The following is a 17977-nucleotide window of genomic DNA, read 5'->3' as shown; positions in this document are numbered from 1 at the left end:
AGTTGGTTACTTATTCTCTAACGGTATTAAACGCGCATCACAATTTCGCTCATAAAACTCAATCGGACCTGCTTGTCCAATAATTACGTATTCATATCCTTCTTGCTTCATACTATGTAAACAACGATGTAACAATTGCTTCCCTACACCTTTCACTCGATTTTGTTTCGCTGTGCCCATTGGACCAAACAATCCCTTCTTTCCTCTCACTACATCATAACAAGCGAAGCCTACTATCGCTTCTTCTTGTTCTGCTATATAAATAGGTAAATTATCTTTATATGTACGAAATCCATACGCTATCGAATGCAGCCAACGTTCACCAAATTCCGCCTCAACAAAACTTGCTAATTTTTCGAAATCAGAAGAGCTAGCCTTTCTAACAGTACAAGTTAAATCATTATAAGTAGGAACAAAACATTTTAGATCAACCGCTAAATCTCTTGGCTCAGCTATAATATGTAATATATCTCTTTGTATTTGTGCATTTTCAATAAACGTATTTACACGAAATAGTGCATATATAACATGCCCTTCATTCATTATTACTTGCTGAAAACGTTCCATAAATTTCTTCGCTATTTGTAAAATTTCTAGCACCTTATAAGATACCTTATATTGTCCTATTTTTTTATACTCTTGATCCGTTAAATCGTATTGTTTTCGTAATGAAAGTTTTTCTAAAAAATCCGTACCCACGTTACGAAACAAATACATATACAACTCGCTGCAAACTCCAGCACCTTCTTTACACATGCCTATAAGCAGATGAGCTGGTTGAATGATATTACTTTCTGCCTCTTCTGCTGCAATCTTCAATATGTTATGAACACGTTTTGTAAATTTATACTCCTCCATATGTATCTCCACCCCCTATTACTTTACTATTAAACCGTAACCATAAATAAGTGAAACAATTATTCCAACTACCAATATACCTGGCAGTAAATTTGCCACTTTAATTTTAATAATACCAAGTAAGTTCAATCCAATAGCGGCTATCATAATACCACCTGTAGCTGTCATTTCCACTATAAATTGATTCATTAATTCTTTCGGGACCAAACTATTAATTTGTGTTGCAAAAACCGCAATCCCTCCTTCGTATAAAATAACTGGAATCGCCGAAAATACTACACCAATTCCTAAAGTTGTCGTTAATATAATAGAAATAAATCCATCGATAATCGCCTTTGTAAATAAAATATCATGATTGCCGCGAATCCCGCTGTCGAGTGCACCAAGTATCCCCATCGCACCAATTGCAAAAATTAAAGTAGCTGTTACAAAACCTTCTGATATGCTCCCTTTCCCTTTCGATCCAACTTTATTTTCTAGCCAATCTCCTAACTGTTTTAATTTCCCCTCTAATTGTAGCCATTCCCCGATGACGGTACCAATAACTAAACTTAGTATGACAACAAGAAAATTTTCACTTTTCAATGCCATTTGAAGTCCAAGCACAGTAACCGCTAAACCGATTGCATGCATAATTGTTCCCTTCATACTTTCTGGAATTCTACTAAATAATTTACCTAGTAAAGTACCAAATATAATACAAACCCCATTTACAACTGCTCCTAATATAACCATTTCTCATTCTTCACCCTTCGAATTCTTTATTTCTATATTTTGGTTTATACATTGATTTACAGGTTATCTATATGTTAACTTAATATTGAGAATATTAACAAATGTTTTTCACTACATAAACCGCAATTTTTTGTAGTTATACATAAAGTGAAACTTTAACTAGCGCGAGTTTTACTGCCCACAAATTGCGGTATAAACTCAAAAGGGACGGTATTTATGAAAACTTTACTAAAACGATTTCTGTTAATAGCCTTTTGCATTACACCAATTGTTTTATTAATTAACTACTCTTTTACTTCAAAAGCGAAAGACAAACCCGATTTGCAAAACAAATCTAGTAAAACCGCTTCAACAAGTGAAAAGAAAATAGAAGATCAGGAAATTACACTCACCTTCTCTGGTGATACTATGTTCGATTGGCAATTACGTCCTGTAATCGAAAAAAACGGGGCTGATTATCCATTCCAACATGTAAAAGAAGAAATAACAAAAGCTGATATTTCTTTCGTTAATTTAGAGTCAGCATTTACAACGAGAGAAAAAAAAGCACCTGGGCAACTATTTTGGATTAAAAGTGATCCATCCACACTACAAGCTATAAAAAACACTGGATATGACATCGTAAATATCGGGAATAACCATACACTTGATTATGGGCAAGATGGATTATTAGACACGATTTCTCACGTAGAAAAATTAAAGTTCCCATACATTGGAGCCGGAAAGAATGAAAAGGATGCCTATACCGCACGAGAAATTACTGTAAAAGGGAAAAAGTTCAAATTTCTTTCCTTCGTTCGATTTATGCCTGATACGAATTGGGTAGCTCGTGACAAACCTGGCGTTGCGAACGGATATGATTTAAATCTTGTAACAAAAACAATTAAAGAGCAAAAGAAAGATGCAGACTATTTAATCGTCTATATGCATTGGGGCGTTGAAAAATCCAATCGTCCGGTAGAATACCAAAAACAATATGTACCTAAAATGGTTGAAGCAGGAGCTGACGCGATTGTCGGAAGTCACCCACATTGGCTACAAGGATTTGAGTATTATAATAAAGTTCCTATCGCTTACTCATTAGGAAACTTTTTATTCCCAAGTTATGTGAGCGGGAAAAGCGCCGAAACTGGCGTATTAACTTTAACTTTTAAAGGAAAGGATGTCCAAATGTCATTCAATCCTTACATCATTCGCAACAACCAAGTTTCCCCTGTAAATGAGGAAGAAAAGAAAAAAGCTCTACAATATTTACAAACGATTTCAACTGACGTAGAAATTGATGAAGCAGGGGAAATAAAAAATAAACGCAACTAGACAGCGCAAGATAAATTTCTCTGTAACATACATTAGAGGATAGGTGATGAATATGCTAAAAGACTTATTAGAAAATATAAACCTCTTAGAAAACATCTATAAAATGTCTATAGCAATCCTACTTTTATGTTCCTTTTATTCTGTGAGACTATTTAAAAAAATAAAGCGAGAGCGAAATCTTACTCCCTTTGAATTTACAATGTATGTAATTATTCGCATTGCGATATTTTTTTGGTTAGCTAGCTTTATTCTTCTTGAATTTAATGAGTATCTAGTTTAACTTTAAAAAAGATAGAACAAGCATTATATTTCCCCGCTTGTATCTATCTTTTTTATTTGGGTGCTAACTCTTTCCTTCTATTAAATAAGTAAATCAAACAAAACAGGATTTTTATTAAGCTCCATAAATTGAATATTATTTTCTTTAAAACGAGTAATTAATTGCTCATAATCCTCTTTATGTTTTAACTCTACTCCGACTAGTGCTGGGCCATTTTCTTTATTATGCTTCTTAATATACTCAAAGCGCGTAATATCATCTTCTGGCCCTAACCCTTTATCAAGAAATTCTCTTAGCGCACCTGAACGCTGCGGGAATTCAATGATAAAATAATGCTTTAACCCTTCGTAAATGAGCGAACGTTCTTTCATTTCTTGCATTCTATCAATATCATTATTTCCACCACTTAGCGTACATACAACTGTTTTACCTTTTATTTCATCTCTATATAAATCAAGCGCTGCAATAGATAGTGCACCAGCCGGTTCAGCTACAATTGCATTTTTCTTATACAGTTCTAAAATCGTCGTACAAACCTTTCCTTCTGGTACTAAAACAATATCATCAATTACATCTTTACAAGTTTCAAATGTTAACTTCCCTACCTTTTTAACAGCTGCCCCATCAACAAAACTATCTATTTTCTCCAATGCGACATTTTCATTTTGAAGAAAAGCCTCTTTCATAGATGCAGCTCCCATTGGCTCTACACCAATGATCTTTGTAGCAGGACTAACACCTTTAACATATGTACCAACACCTGATGCTAATCCACCACCGCCGATTGCTGTAAAGATATAATCAACTGGTTTCTCCATATCATGCATAATTTCAACTGCCACTGTTCCTTGACCAGCAATAACATACGAATCATCGAACGGATGAACAAACGTCATTCTATTATCCTCACAATAGCGCTGCGCTTCTTGGAAAGAGCTATCAAATGTATCACCAACTAATACAATTTCTGCAAAATCACCACCGAAAAATTGTACTTGCGATACTTTTTGTTTAGGCGTCGTTGTTGGCATGAAGATTTTTGACGGAATCTTCAATAAATTGCACGTATAAGCAACTCCTTGTGCATGATTACCTGCACTTGCACAAACAACACCGTTTTGTAATTGTTCTTTCGATAAACTTTGAATTAAATTGTACGCACCACGGATTTTGAAAGAGCGAATTAATTGTAAGTCTTCTCTTTTTACATAAACGTCACAATCATATTTCTCAGATAAAACTGTATCACGTTGTAACGGTGTTTTAATAACGATATCTTTCATGCAATTATGAGCCATTAAGATATCTTCAATTTTCACTCTCTCCTTTACCTTCTGCACCATTTCATATCATCCTTATCTCTTTTAAATTGGCTCAATCAAAATTCGGGATTTTTAGAACTGCACCTGTATTCGCCGATGTTACCATCTGTGCATAACGTCCAAGCCAGCCAGTTTTCACTTTCGGTTCTGGTCGTTTCCATTCTTTTTTACGCTTATCTAATTCTTCATCACTAACTCTTACTTCTAACAATCTTTCCTCAACATCGATACAAACGATATCCCCTTGCTTGAGAAGTGCAATCGTTCCGCCCGCAGCTGCTTCTGGCGAAATATGCCCTACCGAAATACCACGTGAAGCTCCAGAAAAACGACCATCCGTTAATAGCGCAACATCTGCACCTAATCCCATACCAGCAATCGCTGATGTTGGTGCTAACATTTCCGGCATACCAGGGCCGCCTCTTGGTCCTTCATAGCGAATAACAACTACATCGCCTTTCTTAACCTTTCCAAGCATAATGCCCGCAAGCGCCTCATCTTGTGAATTAAAAATAACGCAAGGTCCTTCAAATCGTTTTACTTCTGTTGCCCCACTTTTAATAACTGCCCCATCTTTCGCAAGGTTTCCTTTTAATATACGTAATCCCCCTTCTTCACTATGAGGGTTTTCGAGAGAATGAATAACTTCCTTATCTTTAATCTCTGCATGAGCAATGTTTTCTCTTAACGTCTGCCCAGTAGCCGTTATTCGGTCTAGATGAAGTACCCCTTCTTTTCGGCTCATCTCTTTCAAAATTGCACTAATCCCGCCCGCTCGATCAATATCTTCCATATGCCAATTGGAAGCAGGGCTTACTTTACATAAATGTGGTACACGTCTTGAAACGGCATCAATGCGGTTCATATCGTAATCTAATCCAGCCTCTTGCGCGAGCGCCAATGTGTGCAACACTGTATTTGTTGAACCGCCCATCGCCATATCAAGTGCGAACGCATCATCAATTGCTTCTTCCGTTACAATGTCTCGCGGTTTAATATCTCTTTCAATTAAAATCTTTAATTTCTCTGCTGCTTGTTTAATTAATTCTTCGCGTCTTGGATCGATGGCTAAAATACTTCCGTTACCCGGAAGAGCTAAACCTAATACTTCACATAAACAGTTCATAGAGTTCGCTGTAAACATACCGGAACAAGAACCACAAGATGGACAGCCATGATCTTCAATATCCTTTAATTCTTCTTCTGAAATTTTACCAGATTGATAAGCTCCTACTCCTTCAAAAACAGAACTTAAATCGACAACTTCTCCTTTAGATGTTTTTCCAGCCGCCATCGGACCACCTGAAACGAATACAGTTGGAATGTTAATACGAAGTGCAGCCATCATCATACCGGGTGTGATTTTGTCACAGTTTGGAATACAAATCATACCATCAAACCAATGTGCATTTACAACCGTTTCTACTGAATCTGCTATGATTTCACGACTCGGAAGCGAATAACGCATACCGATATGCCCCATCGCAATACCGTCATCTACTCCAATTGTATTAAATTCAAATGGAACCATACCTGCTGCACGCACTGCTTCTTTAACAAGTTTCCCAAACTCATTTAAGTGCTTATGACCTGGAATAATTTCAATAAAAGAATTACAGATAGCTATAAACGGTTTATCAAAATCTTCATCTTTCAAACCAGTTGCTTTTAATAAACTACGGTGCGGCGCTTTATCAAAACCTTTTTTAATCATGTCACTTCTCATCTTGTCAAATCCCCTCTTACGTATTTTTCACTTATAATCTCTTATTCTATTTCTTTACTAATTCTTTCGGTGCGTGAATCCAGCTCATCATTTCACGAAGCTCTGCTCCTACTTTTTCTAACTGATGATTTTGTTCTGCTTTTTTCATCGCATTATACGTTGGTCGCCCAGCTTGATTTTCTAAAATCCACTTCTTCGCGAATTCACCTTGCTGAATTTCTGTAAGTACTCGTTTCATTTCTTTCTTTGTTTCATCTGTAACAATTCTCGACCCTGTTACATAATCTCCGAACTCTGCCGTATCGGAAATAGAATGGCGCATGTTCGTTAAACCACCTTCGTACATTAAATCAACAATTAACTTTAATTCATGTAAACATTCAAAGTATGCAATTTCAGGACGATATCCGCCTTCTGTTAATGTTTCAAAACCAGCTTTCACAAGTGCCGTTACCCCGCCGCAAAGCACTGCTTGCTCACCGAATAAATCCGTCTCTGTTTCTTCTTGGAATGTCGTTTCAATTACGCCTGCACGTGTACAGCCTACACCTTTTGCATACGCAAGAGCTAAACTTAATGCTGTTCCTGTTGCATCTTGATGTACTGCTACTAATGCCGGAACACCATTTCCTTCTTGAAATACACGCCGAACGAGATGACCTGGACTTTTTGGCGCGACCATCGCTACATCTACGTAACTTGGCGGGTTAATTTGTCCGAAGTGAATATTAAATCCATGTGAGAAAAGTAACATTTGTCCTTCACGGAGATTCTCTTCTACTTCTACTTTATACACATGTGCTTGCTGTTCATCTGGCAATAGCATTTGTACAACTTGCGCGGTTCGAACAGCTTCTGAAACAGACATTACTTCAAATCCATCTGCTTTTGCTACTTCAAAAGACTTACCAGGCCGAACACCAACTACAACTTCCACACCAGAATTACGTAAATTTTGTGCCTGCGCATGACCTTGAGATCCATAACCAATTACCGCAATTGTTTTCCCTTGTAATAACTCTAAATTTGCATCTTTCTCATAATACGTTTTCATATTCCATACACTCCCTATAATTTATTTACTTGCAGTACATCAATTAATTTTTTCAACTGATCAACAAGTAATGTCGCTTCATTTTCAGTACAAACTGCTGTGAGTTTCATTTCAGAAACACCACTAGTATCTCTTTCGTTTAAATGTAAAGAAGAAATATAATAACCACGCCGAGCAAAAATCCCACTTATACGTAATAAGACGCTTGGCTCGTTATGAATAATGAGTGAAAAAGTATGGCTCATTCTTCCCACCTCTTCATAATCATTTCGTTATTCCCTTTGTTTGGCGGAACCATTGGAAATACGTTTTCACCTTCTTCTACACAAAAATCAACTACGACAGGACCTTCATGAGCAATTGCTTCTAACATCACTTGTTTCGCCTCGGTTGAATTCGTCGCTCTTAATCCCTTCACTCCATAAGCTTCTGCCACTTTCACAAAATCTGGCGATCCGATTTTTGACTCTGATAAACGATTTTCATAAAACATTTCTTGCCATTGCCTTACCATCCCTAAAAATTTGTTATTTATAATAAATACTTTTACAGGAATATTATTTTCAGCAATTGTTTGTAGTTCTTGAATGTTCATTTGAAAAGAAGCATCGCCTGCAATACAAATGACGAGTTCTTCTTCTTTTGCAAGCTGAGCACCAATTGCCGCCGGGAAACCAAACCCCATCGTTCCTAGTCCGCCAGATGTTAGAAAAGTCCGTGGGTTTTTCGCTTTATAAAAATGCGCAGCCCACATTTGATGTTGTCCTACTTCTGTCGTAACAATCGCTTCACCGTTCGTTAATTCACTTACTAGGCTAATAACATGCTGTGGTTTCAACTCACATTCTTTTTGATTGTAAGAAAGAGGATATTCCTCTTTCCACTCCTCGATTTTCGTAAGCCATTCTTTTGTTTGTGTATTAATCGGCATATGTAACAACATGTGTAATGCTTTTTTCACATCTCCAACAATCGGATATTCCACAGTTACATTTTTATGGAACTCCGCAGGATCTATATCAATATGTACCTTTTTCGAATGCGGAGAAAAGAGTTCTAATTTTCCTGTTACACGATCATCGAAGCGAACACCTAACGCAAGTAATAAATCACATTCTGTTACTGCCATATTTGCAGCGTACGTTCCATGCATGCCGAGCATTCCTAAAAATAACGAATCTCCCGGCGGATATGCACCTATTCCCATTAAAGTGGAAACGACAGGAATACGATTCTCCCTCGCAAACTGGATGAGTTCATCTGATCCACCTGCATGAATGACACCTCCGCCGATATAAAGAAGTGGGCGTTTTGCTTTTGAAATTTCTTTAGCCACCTCTCTAAGCTTCCTACTGTCTGGCATAGGCTCTATTTTGTATCCTGGAATCTCAATTACTTCATTATAAAAATTTGTTACATTTTCATTTTGAACATCTTTTGGAATATCAATTAATACTGGTCCCGGTCGCCCGCTTTCGGCGATATAAAAAGCTTCTTGTACAATACGTGATAAATGATTCACATCACGAACTTGGTAATTATGCTTCGTAACAGGTACTGTAATCCCGATAACATCTGCTTCTTGAAATCCGTCTTTTCCGATGAGAGGTTTTGCAACTTGCCCTGTAATAACAACTAAAGGAATCGAATCCATATAAGCATCTGCTAAACCCGTAACTAAATTTGTCGCCCCTGGTCCAGAGGTAGCAAAGACCACCCCGACATTTCCAGAAGCTCTCGCATACCCTTCTGCCGCATGAATGGCAGCTTGTTCATGACGAGTTAAAACGTGCTTCAAACCACTTCCGTATAACGCATCGTATACTGGCAAAATCGCTCCGCCCGGATAACCGAAAACAGTCGTTACACCTAAATTTTTCAAACATTGAATAACGTGTCCGGCACCTGTCACATTTTCACACTGTAATTTCTCACATGTTGTATGCTGCTCCATTTTAATTAACTCCTCTCCCTATCTACAGTAAGCTCTCCGCCAGTCCTGGAACACGTACCCCTCTTTCTCTCGTTAACTTTTTAAATTCCTCTGTCAATTGTTTCGTTACACTTCCCGGTCTCCCATCTCCTATTTCTCTTGAATCAACTTTTACAACCGGAATTAATTCTGCTGCCGTTCCTGTTAAAAACACTTCATCAGCTACATATACGTCATGACGAGTAAACGGTCTTTCCTCACACCGAATATTAAGTCGCTCACATAGCTCGATAACACTATTTCTCGTAATACCTTCTAGCGCTCCTAAATAAGAAGGAGGTGTTAACACTTTTCCATCTTTCACAACGAAAACATTATCTCCAGATCCTTCACAAACATATCCTTGTTGATTTAACATAAGTGCCTCTAGCACTCCTGCTTGCGCCGCTTCAATTTTTACAAGTACGTTATTTAAGTAGTTCATTGACTTAATGCGTGGATCTAGTGCATCTGGCGTATTACGTCTTGATGCAACAGATACAACGCTTAATCCATTATCGTAAAATTCCTGAGGGAATAACTTTAATTGTTCTGCAATGATAATAACGCTCGGTTTCACACAACTTCTAGGGTCGAGCCCTAAGTCACCTTTTCCTCGTGAAACAATTAAACGAATGTAAGCATCCGCATACTCATTTTTTTGCAACGTTTGTAAAACCGCTTCTTCCATTTCTTCAACCGTCAATGGGATTGTAAGTAAAATAGATTTTGCCGATTCATATAATCGTTTTACATGTTCTTTTAAACAAAATACATTTCCACCGTAACTACGAATTCCTTCAAATACACCGTCTCCGTATAAAAAACCGTGATCATATACTGAAACAACTGCCTTTTCCTTTTCTACAAATTCCCCATTCATATAAATGTACTGGTTTCCCATCTCACATCGCTCCTCTTTTTTTCTCTCTATTTTTGCAATCTATTTCTATATCGATTGCTGAGATGAGTATTTTTAACAGAATATTCAGTATATAAACCTTAAAAATATACTCGTCTCAACAATCGATTACATACATACTTGTAGCAATCCATTGCTGAGACGAGGGAATCGTGGTACCACTCAGCTTCCTTACACTTCTCACGAAATATAAGCTCTGCAAGTCCAATTAGACTTTTGTTTTTCTATCGGAAACAACTCCGCTACTTTTTACTAGTTTCAAAAGTAGTGCTCCGAGGTGATCTTCAATGATGAAATTGTTACCGCCCTCACAGCTTCTAGGCGGCTCTCTGAAACAATTTTTATCATTTACTCTCCTCTTCTACGCATTCTCTTATTCGATTTTTTAAAACAAAAACTCTCGCCTCAGCAATCAACTACTACAATTTAGTAGCTTTGATTGCTGAGGCGAGAGTTTCGCGGTACCACTCAGCTTCCTTATACTTCTCGCGAAATATAAGCTTTGTAGGTCCAATTAGACCCCCGTCCTTTTATCGGAGACGATGCCGTCGCCCTCTACTCAGTTTCCCTTTCGCAAGCGATGCTCCGAGGTGATCTTCAATGATTCGATTGTTACTACTCTCACAGCCTAGGAGCAGCTCTCTGAAACGATCATAACCATCTACTTTCCTCTTCTTTGCATATGTAACATATGAAGTTGGAAAATTCTTAATTAACTTTTATTTGTTAAACGTATTATAGGACGTTGTTCTTTTCATTGTCAACATGTTTTTCCGAAAAAAAATAAAATTCAATCAATTCAAGAGAAGTTTATTTATTTTTTCTCAAAACAAAATCGGAATGAACTTCTTACACATACTCATATATTACTTAAGTATGTTCGCATTACTACATAAAGAAAAACAACTTAATAACATATAAAATTTTTTGAGGAGATGAGAAAACTATGTTAAAAGGAAAAGTGGCATTAGTTACAGGAGCAAGCCGAGGAATTGGACGTGCTATTGCAAAACGTTTAGCAAACGACGGTGCATTAGTTGCTATTCATTACGGAAATCGAAAAGAAGATGCTGAAGAAACTGTTTATGAAATTCAATCAAATGGCGGATCTGCTTTTTCTATCGGTGCAAACCTTGAATCTTTACATGGTGTAGAAACCCTTTATAGTTCTTTAGATAACGAATTACAAAAAAGAACTGGTAGTACTAAATTCGATATTTTAATAAACAACGCTGGAATTGGTCCTGGTGCTTTTATTGAAGAAACGACTGAACAATTTTTTGATAGAATGGTTTCAGTAAATGCAAAAGCACCATTCTTTATCATCCAACAAGCTCTATCTCGTTTACGTGACAATAGCCGAATTATTAATATTTCATCCGCTGCCACTCGTATTTCTTTACCTGATTTCGTTGCATATAGTATGACGAAAGGCGCTATTAATACGATGACTTTCACACTAGCAAAACAGCTCGGAGCACGAGGAATAACAGTGAATGCAATACTTCCTGGATTTATTAAAACAGATATGAATGCGGAACTCTTGAGCGACCCAATGATGAAACAGTACGCTACTACCATTTCCGCTTTTAATCGCTTAGGTGAAGTAGAAGATATTGCCGATACCGCGGCATTTCTCGCTTCTCCAGACAGCCGCTGGGTTACTGGACAATTAATTGATGTGAGCGGAGGATCTTGTTTGTAATTTCTTAATCTACTTACGCAAAAAAAGGCCAGCACTTTTGCTGGCCTTTTTCATTGTGTAAAACGATACCCTACTCCCCAAATTGTCTCGATATATGATTTATCGAATGGATCGAGTTCAATTTTGTGACGAATATTTTTCACATGTACAGCAACCGTTGCTGCATCACCAATTACATCCATCCCCCATACAGTTTCAAAGAGACGATCTTTACTAAATACTTGATTTGGATGTTCTGCCATACAAGTTAATAAATCAAATTCTTTTCCTGTTAGCATGACCTCAGTTCCATTTACAAATACACGTCGGGCCGATTTATCAATAAGCAATCCTCGAATACGAATTTCATCTTTTATTTGTTCTCGTTTTCCTGTTAAACGATCATAACGAGCTAGATGAGCATTTACACGTGCCACCATTTCACTCGGGCTAAACGGTTTTATAATATAATCATCTGCTCCAAAACCTAACCCTTTAATTTTATCGATTTCCTCTTGTTTTGCGGATACCATAAGTATTGGGATGTCCTTTTTCAATCGAACTTGTTTACAAATTTCATATCCATCTATTCCCGGTAACATTATGTCTAAAATTAACAAGTCATAATCCTCCAGAAGAACTCTTTGTAAACCTTTTTCGCCAGAGTAATCAATATCTACTGTATACCCAGCAACCTCTAAATAATCCTTTTCTAACTCTGCTATAATTGCTTCATCTTCAATAATTAAAATTCTTTTCAAGATGCTCTCCTTTTTCTAATTGATTTTTTGTAATGTAAATGCCAGCGTCGTTCCTTTACCTTTTTTGCTTTCTACCCAAATATCACCACCATGTTGTGTGATAATCTGATGTGCAATTGACAAACCAAGTCCGCTTCCACCTGTTTTAGAATTTCTAGAATAATCTGCACGATAAAACCTTTCAAATATATGAGGCAACGCCTTCTCTTCTATTCCTACCCCATTATCTTTTATGTAAATCGTTACATAATCAATAGATTCAGTCATGCGAATTCCTATATAGCCCTCTTCTTTATCCATATACTTCACACTATTCCAAATGATATTTGTAATAACGCGTCGTAATTTTTCACGATCACCTTTTACCAAAATAGAAGTATCCTTTTGAGCATCCCATCTCACTGCAATTCCCTTATCTTGTAATTCAAGCTGTAGTTCTTCTATACAATCAGATAAGTATTGATTAATTTCAACCTCTTCAAATTGAAACGGTTCCTCTTTTAAATCAAGTTTTGAAAAGAGAAAAAGCTCGTCAATTAATTGATCCATATCAAACACTTTATGATAAATAATCGTTAAATATTTATCTAATTGTTCTGGAGTTCGAGCGATACCCTCTTTAATTCCTTGTACATAACCTTTAATAGCCGTAATTGGCGTCCGTAAATCATGAGAAATATTTGAAAGCAACTCTTTACGATTTTTTTCATATTGCATTTGCAACTCGACCGATTCCTTCAACCTGCCACGCATCTCTTCAAACGATAAACTTAATTCACCTATTTCATCTTTCGCAAGTGGCTTTACTTGAAAATCTAAATCACCCTTTTGAATTCTTTCCGTTGCCTGCTTTAATGAATGCAATGGTTTAATAATACTCCGTGATATAAAATATGTTAATATTCCATTCGTAATAATTAACCCAAGTATTAAAGAGAATACGAAATACGGGAAAAATTCTCTAATCATTTCTTCTAAAGGATTTACATACTCAAATACAAAAATACTAACCTTATCCTTCTCTTCATCGTAGTAATCAAATTGCTTATAGTAAAAAGAATTACCCTCTATTTTCACATCCATTCCCTTTCTTTGTCCTTCCGTTTCAAATGCGGGTAGGTATTTATCAAACGAAGAGATTTTAAAATATGGGGATGAATATGTAAGCTCATCATTTTTTCGAATTAGTAATCCTGCTTGATTATCGTTTAATTCTTTATCAGTTTCCTTTAAAAAATTTATATCCTCCAATTTATCTGGAGCATACGATGAAAGAATTTTCAACCTACTAAAAATATCATCTTCATCTTCTTTTGTACGAATAGCTCCCTCCTGCTCTTTATCAATGAGAGAATGACTATTTTGATTAAGACCAATGATTGCTTTTGCAATACGAATATCACCAAATAAAGTAACACTAATTAAAATAACTGCTATACCGCAAAAAACGATTGGAATAATTACCATCGCAACATACGACAACAGCAATCTAATACGGATTGACATTACAGAACTCCTATGAACATTATAATTTTAGCTTGTTACAGAATTCACCGGAAACGAAACTTGACTCATCCAAATACCAGCTAATAATACGAGTATAGCTAGAACAATTTCTAAGAGCAATAAACGGCGATTAACTGTTCCAATATCGTTACCCCATGTTTTCGTTTGTCTCCATGCTACAATTGTAATTATACATACAGTAAGAATCTTTATATTTAAAAGGTTCGTCCATATTGAATTAAAATTAAAAAGTACCCAATTCCTCGTCTGTAAAAACACAATTAATTCCCCAGAAAGAAATGCTAGAATAAATGAAATACCAGCAATAATACTAAAATGTTTACGGAAACGCTTTTGATCAAATGTAATTTTGTATAATGTTGTCCACGCTATAACAAGAGCTAAATAAATAAGTGCTCCTAGCCACACTGCAATACTCATAACGTGGACCATTCTAATTATAACTGCTGCCCAATTTGGATTCGTAATCCATACATGACCTGTGAAAGAAAAACTCGCAACAAGAAATCCCCAAACTAGCGCATACCATTCGTTCCCCATATGCTGTAAAGACATAAGAACTAATAATAGCAGTTGAATCATAATAATAACTGAAAATGGCGAATGAATAAGTAAACTTCCCTTCGGAATAACTGACTTATATACTATTAATTCGGCTATTAATCCTACTACAAGTATAGAGAAGAAAATCTTTTTCATATTCTTCATTCTTTGCAATATGGAAGGTAATCTATAACGTTTTACAAACATATCGATCCACTTTACTCCTGCTCCAATTAAAATCATTCCCTCTACAATATAGCGTAGTGTTACTATCATAACATCTGAAAATACTGAGCCACTCCCACTCGCATTTCCCTCTACCACTACATTAGTTTGTAATTCTTCTCCAATTGAAAAGGGATAGCCTCCCTCACTCGGATGTCCGTCTGCAGAAATCATAGACCACCTTACTGTGTAAGTACCATTATTTAAGTTTGGTAATTTCACTTTTATTTTTTTGGGGTTATCTAATATTTCAACCTTTGATACTTGCACTCTCTTTGCACTTGGATCTAGCAGTTCAATATTGACTACATTTCCTGTAACTGGTTCACTAAATTCAAGAATAATCTGTTCCGGTTGTACTGTAAGAACCTCCCCCTCTTTAGGGGTGGCTCCTACAACACTTGTATGAGCAAATACACTACTATGAGAAAATAAAAATATACTTACACTTGTTAAAATAAATACTATCATTCTATAAAGCATGAAAACCTCCGTATTATTATTCTGGATGATTACCTGAGTGATCTCCGGTAGAAAATGGAGTAGTTACCCCCTCATAATTCATCATCGTATGCATTCCTTTTTCCGCATGAACGAGATGATGACAATGAACCATCCATAGTCCACTATTATTTGCCTCTAAAGCAATTTCATATTCTTCTCCCGGAAAAACATTAACTGTATCTAAGTAAATCGGACTTCCCTCCATTGGTTTACCATTTTTAGAAATAACCTGGAATGTATGTCCATGCAAATGCATTGGATGAATTTCTTCTCCCTTATTTTTAAAGCGAATCTTAACTTTATCTCCTTTCTCTACTTTAATGGGTGGAATATCAGGTGATGTCTTTCCATTAATCGTATACACCCATTTTTCTTGTCCATTTACATCTTTCACACCTTCTGCCAAATCCATATCATAGACCTTTGTAAACTTTGAATCTATCGTAAACTTGCCAACTTCTTTTTCTCCATATTTCGTAAAGTCAAACCATGGATAACTCTTTATATCAATAGGTTTTTTCGGCAAAGAACCGTTCCCAATAGTCGCCGTTAACATTCGATTCATTTTCTTAGATGGATCCACATTAATAAGTTTTACACTCGTTGTTTCCGGCATTTTAAAAACAAGGTCATAACGTTGTGCAGCTCCCATCGGAAGAATTGCTTTATCTAGCTCGTCCCCACCTTTTATATCACGACCATCTAATGCGATAATTTGAAATGGCGCCCCAACTAATGTCATTAAATGCGTATTATTCCCAGCATTAATTAAGCGAAGGCGTACTGTTTCACCTGGTTTTGCATCCAATCGTAGTCCCTCACTTGTATCATTTAATGTAAATACATCGTAATCATCTCCATCAGATAAATCTTTGAGTTGATCATTACTTGGCATCATTAACGGTCCTTCTAAAGTTTGCGCCTTTTCATTTCGAATATGATTGCTAGGATAGCTATCCCAATCTTTATCTTGTTCGCCATTATGCTTACCGGTTTTTATGGCTCCTGTTTTCCATTCATGGATCGCCACTGTATAATCCTTTTCATATTTTACAGCTGGTTTATTCGGTTCAATAACAATGGTTCCAAATAGTCCCCGTTCCGTTTGTATTGCACTTTTTTGATGTGAATGATACCAATATGTCCCTACCTGATTAGCATTAAATGCGTATGTATATGTTTCACCTGGTTTTATAGCATTTTGCGTAACACCTGGAACACCGTCTACCGCCGCAGGAACATCTAATCCATGCCAATGGATTGTAACCGGTTCTGGCAATTCATTTTTCAAATTTACAACAATACGTTCACCTTGTTTAACTCGAATTTGAGTACCCGGTGATGTTCCATCAAAGGTCCATGCATCTACCTTTTTCCCATCTCCCAAATCTAAACTTGCTACTTTCGCCGTAATATTAAAAGTTTTTGTAACCCTTTTTTTGGCATCTGAATTAGCAATAGATGTAATTGATTCTGAAGTAGATGTTGCATCTGTTAACTTCTTTTTTTCATTTGTACCTGGGTAATTATTTATTAAAAAATATCCAAAAATAACTAACCCTAATAGTAAGCATGCCGCAATCAATATATTTCTTAAATCGCTTTGTATAAATTCCTTTTTCATATTAGTCTCTCTTTCATTTTTTGTTGTAAACTATTAATTTTCATACGTGGATTCATTGCCTATCACCTCACATATTCACTTCGATTTACATCATAACACTCAGAAAAAAAGAAACTTTGAAGGAATTTTAAAGACTTTATAAAGAAATATATTTCAATTTTTCTTTACTTCTAAATCTTTTTTATTGCGTAATAAAAAAGATTGTATAATACTATATAAAACATATATATTTAGGAGGATTACAACAATGTCCGAAAAAACATACGAACTCGCAACCTTCGCAGGCGGTTGCTTTTGGTGCATGGTAAAGCCATTTGATGAACTTCCTGGTATTCATAAAGTACTTTCTGGCTATGCAGGTGGTCATGTAGAAAACCCAACATATGAACAAGTAAAAGCTGGTACATCTGGTCATTTAGAAGTTGTACAAATTACATTCGATCCTTCTATTTTTCCATATGAAAAATTACTAGATTTATATTGGCCACAAATCGATCCAACTGATGATGGCGGACAATTCTTTGACCGTGGTCCCTCTTATCGCACTGCTATTTTTTATCATAATGAAACGCAAAAAGAGCTTGCTGAAAAATCAAAACAAGCTCTTGCAGAAAGCGGTATGTTTAAAGAGCCAATCATAACTGAAATTCGCCCGGCTGCACCTTTTTATGAGGCTGAAGAATACCATCAACATTTCTATAAAAAGAACCCAGAAAAATATGCTACTGAGCAAAAAGAATCTGGCCGTGAAGACTTTATAAAAGAAAATTGGCAAAAAAAATAATAAAAATGCATCGTACCTTTTAAGTACGATGCATTTTTATCTTTGAAAAAAGTACCATGCAATGATGAGAACAACCGCTGTCAATGTCCAAAGTGCGATTTCATTTTTCACTCTACTCTTCTTCTTAGTCATTTCATTC

At 36.2% G+C, this 17977-nt stretch carries 16 protein-coding genes and 2 other annotated features; of the genes, 4 read left to right on the top strand and 12 right to left on the bottom strand.

Going from position 1 to position 17977, the window contains the following annotated elements; genetic code table 11:
• Nucleotides 1-6 precede the first annotated feature (6 nt).
• Together ILS93_RS17365 and ILS93_RS17360 are read right to left on the bottom strand one after the other, a co-directional pair.
• The gene (locus tag ILS93_RS17365) at nucleotides 7-858 is read right to left on the bottom strand and encodes a GNAT family N-acetyltransferase (RefSeq protein WP_222660986.1); all 852 of its coding nucleotides are present in this window, start codon (nucleotides 856-858) and stop codon (nucleotides 7-9) included.
• Nucleotides 859-876: 18 nt separating this feature from the next.
• Nucleotides 877-1593, bottom strand: a complete 717-nt coding sequence (locus ILS93_RS17360; protein WP_064476426.1) for a DUF554 domain-containing protein — start codon at nucleotides 1591-1593, stop codon at nucleotides 877-879.
• Between the two features lie 216 nt (nucleotides 1594-1809).
• Here ILS93_RS17360 and ILS93_RS17355 point away from each other — a divergent pair, with 216 nt between their 5' ends.
• Together ILS93_RS17355 and ILS93_RS17350 are read left to right on the top strand one after the other, a co-directional pair.
• On the top strand, nucleotides 1810-2910 hold the full coding sequence (locus ILS93_RS17355) for a CapA family protein (RefSeq protein WP_098111529.1): 1101 nt from the start codon (nucleotides 1810-1812) through the stop codon (nucleotides 2908-2910).
• A 52-nt stretch (nucleotides 2911-2962) separates the two neighbouring features.
• Nucleotides 2963-3190: a hypothetical protein gene (locus ILS93_RS17350; protein WP_033657814.1), complete on the top strand. Its 228-nt coding sequence runs from the start codon at nucleotides 2963-2965 to the stop codon at nucleotides 3188-3190.
• A gap of 80 nt (nucleotides 3191-3270) precedes the next feature.
• Here ILS93_RS17350 and ilvA read toward each other — a convergent pair whose 3' ends face one another.
• Genes ilvA through ilvE form a run of 6 tightly spaced genes read right to left on the bottom strand, consistent with a single transcriptional unit; the run spans nucleotide 3271 to nucleotide 10168 of the window.
• Entirely contained in the window at nucleotides 3271-4533 is a 1263-nt protein-coding gene (gene ilvA, locus ILS93_RS17345) for a threonine ammonia-lyase IlvA (RefSeq protein WP_064476428.1), read from the bottom strand.
• 31 nt (nucleotides 4534-4564) lie between these two features.
• Nucleotides 4565-6238 carry a dihydroxy-acid dehydratase gene (ilvD, locus tag ILS93_RS17340; RefSeq protein ID WP_064476429.1) on the bottom strand — a complete coding sequence of 558 codons (1674 nt, stop codon included), beginning with the start codon at nucleotides 6236-6238 and terminating at the stop codon, nucleotides 4565-4567.
• 46 nt (nucleotides 6239-6284) lie between these two features.
• Nucleotides 6285-7292 (bottom strand): ketol-acid reductoisomerase, encoded by a 1008-nt coding sequence (gene ilvC, locus ILS93_RS17335; protein WP_064476430.1) that lies wholly within the window; start codon nucleotides 7290-7292, stop codon nucleotides 6285-6287.
• A gap of 14 nt (nucleotides 7293-7306) precedes the next feature.
• Nucleotides 7307-7537 carry an ACT domain-containing protein gene (locus tag ILS93_RS17330; protein ID WP_064476431.1) on the bottom strand — a complete coding sequence of 77 codons (231 nt, stop codon included), beginning with the start codon at nucleotides 7535-7537 and terminating at the stop codon, nucleotides 7307-7309.
• On the bottom strand, nucleotides 7534-9246 hold the full coding sequence (gene ilvB, locus ILS93_RS17325) for an acetolactate synthase large subunit (protein ID WP_064476432.1): 1713 nt from the start codon (nucleotides 9244-9246) through the stop codon (nucleotides 7534-7536). The genes ILS93_RS17330 and ilvB overlap by 4 nt, the downstream gene beginning before the upstream one ends.
• A gap of 22 nt (nucleotides 9247-9268) precedes the next feature.
• Complete coding sequence (gene ilvE / locus ILS93_RS17320; RefSeq protein ID WP_088048511.1) at nucleotides 9269-10168, bottom strand: branched-chain-amino-acid transaminase; 900 nt, start codon at nucleotides 10166-10168, stop codon at nucleotides 9269-9271.
• Nucleotides 10169-10320: 152 nt separating this feature from the next.
• Nucleotides 10321-10559, bottom strand: a binding site (T-box leader).
• 67 nt (nucleotides 10560-10626) lie between these two features.
• Nucleotides 10627-10872: a binding site (T-box leader), on the bottom strand.
• A gap of 260 nt (nucleotides 10873-11132) precedes the next feature.
• On the opposite strand from ilvE, the gene ILS93_RS17315 reads away from it, so the two are divergent.
• A complete protein-coding gene (locus tag ILS93_RS17315) occupies nucleotides 11133-11891 on the top strand; it encodes an SDR family oxidoreductase (RefSeq protein WP_064476434.1) in 759 nt (252 codons plus the stop codon).
• Nucleotides 11892-11941: 50 nt separating this feature from the next.
• On the opposite strand, the gene ILS93_RS17310 is transcribed toward ILS93_RS17315, so the two are convergent.
• The 4 genes from ILS93_RS17310 to ILS93_RS17295 are packed head-to-tail and all read right to left on the bottom strand — an operon-like array spanning nucleotide 11942 to nucleotide 17054.
• Nucleotides 11942-12631: a response regulator transcription factor gene (locus ILS93_RS17310; RefSeq protein WP_064476435.1), complete on the bottom strand. Its 690-nt coding sequence runs from the start codon at nucleotides 12629-12631 to the stop codon at nucleotides 11942-11944.
• A gap of 15 nt (nucleotides 12632-12646) precedes the next feature.
• Entirely contained in the window at nucleotides 12647-14137 is a 1491-nt protein-coding gene (locus ILS93_RS17305; protein ID WP_064476436.1) for a sensor histidine kinase, read from the bottom strand.
• Nucleotides 14138-14164: 27 nt separating this feature from the next.
• Complete coding sequence (locus ILS93_RS17300; protein WP_222660984.1) at nucleotides 14165-15409, bottom strand: copper resistance CopC/CopD family protein; 1245 nt, start codon at nucleotides 15407-15409, stop codon at nucleotides 14165-14167.
• Between the two features lie 16 nt (nucleotides 15410-15425).
• A complete protein-coding gene (locus tag ILS93_RS17295; RefSeq protein ID WP_098111632.1) occupies nucleotides 15426-17054 on the bottom strand; it encodes a multicopper oxidase family protein in 1629 nt (542 codons plus the stop codon).
• A gap of 247 nt (nucleotides 17055-17301) precedes the next feature.
• Here ILS93_RS17295 and msrA point away from each other — a divergent pair, with 247 nt between their 5' ends.
• Complete coding sequence (gene msrA, locus ILS93_RS17290) at nucleotides 17302-17838, top strand: peptide-methionine (S)-S-oxide reductase MsrA (RefSeq protein WP_064476439.1); 537 nt, start codon at nucleotides 17302-17304, stop codon at nucleotides 17836-17838.
• Nucleotides 17839-17977: the final 139 nt, after the last annotated feature.

Source organism: Bacillus sp. 16GRE42, from assembly GCF_019837435.1.
Taxonomy (GTDB): Bacteria; Bacillota; Bacilli; order Bacillales; family Bacillaceae_G; genus Bacillus_A; species Bacillus_A wiedmannii.
This window is presented reverse-complemented; position numbering and strand designations above follow the sequence as displayed.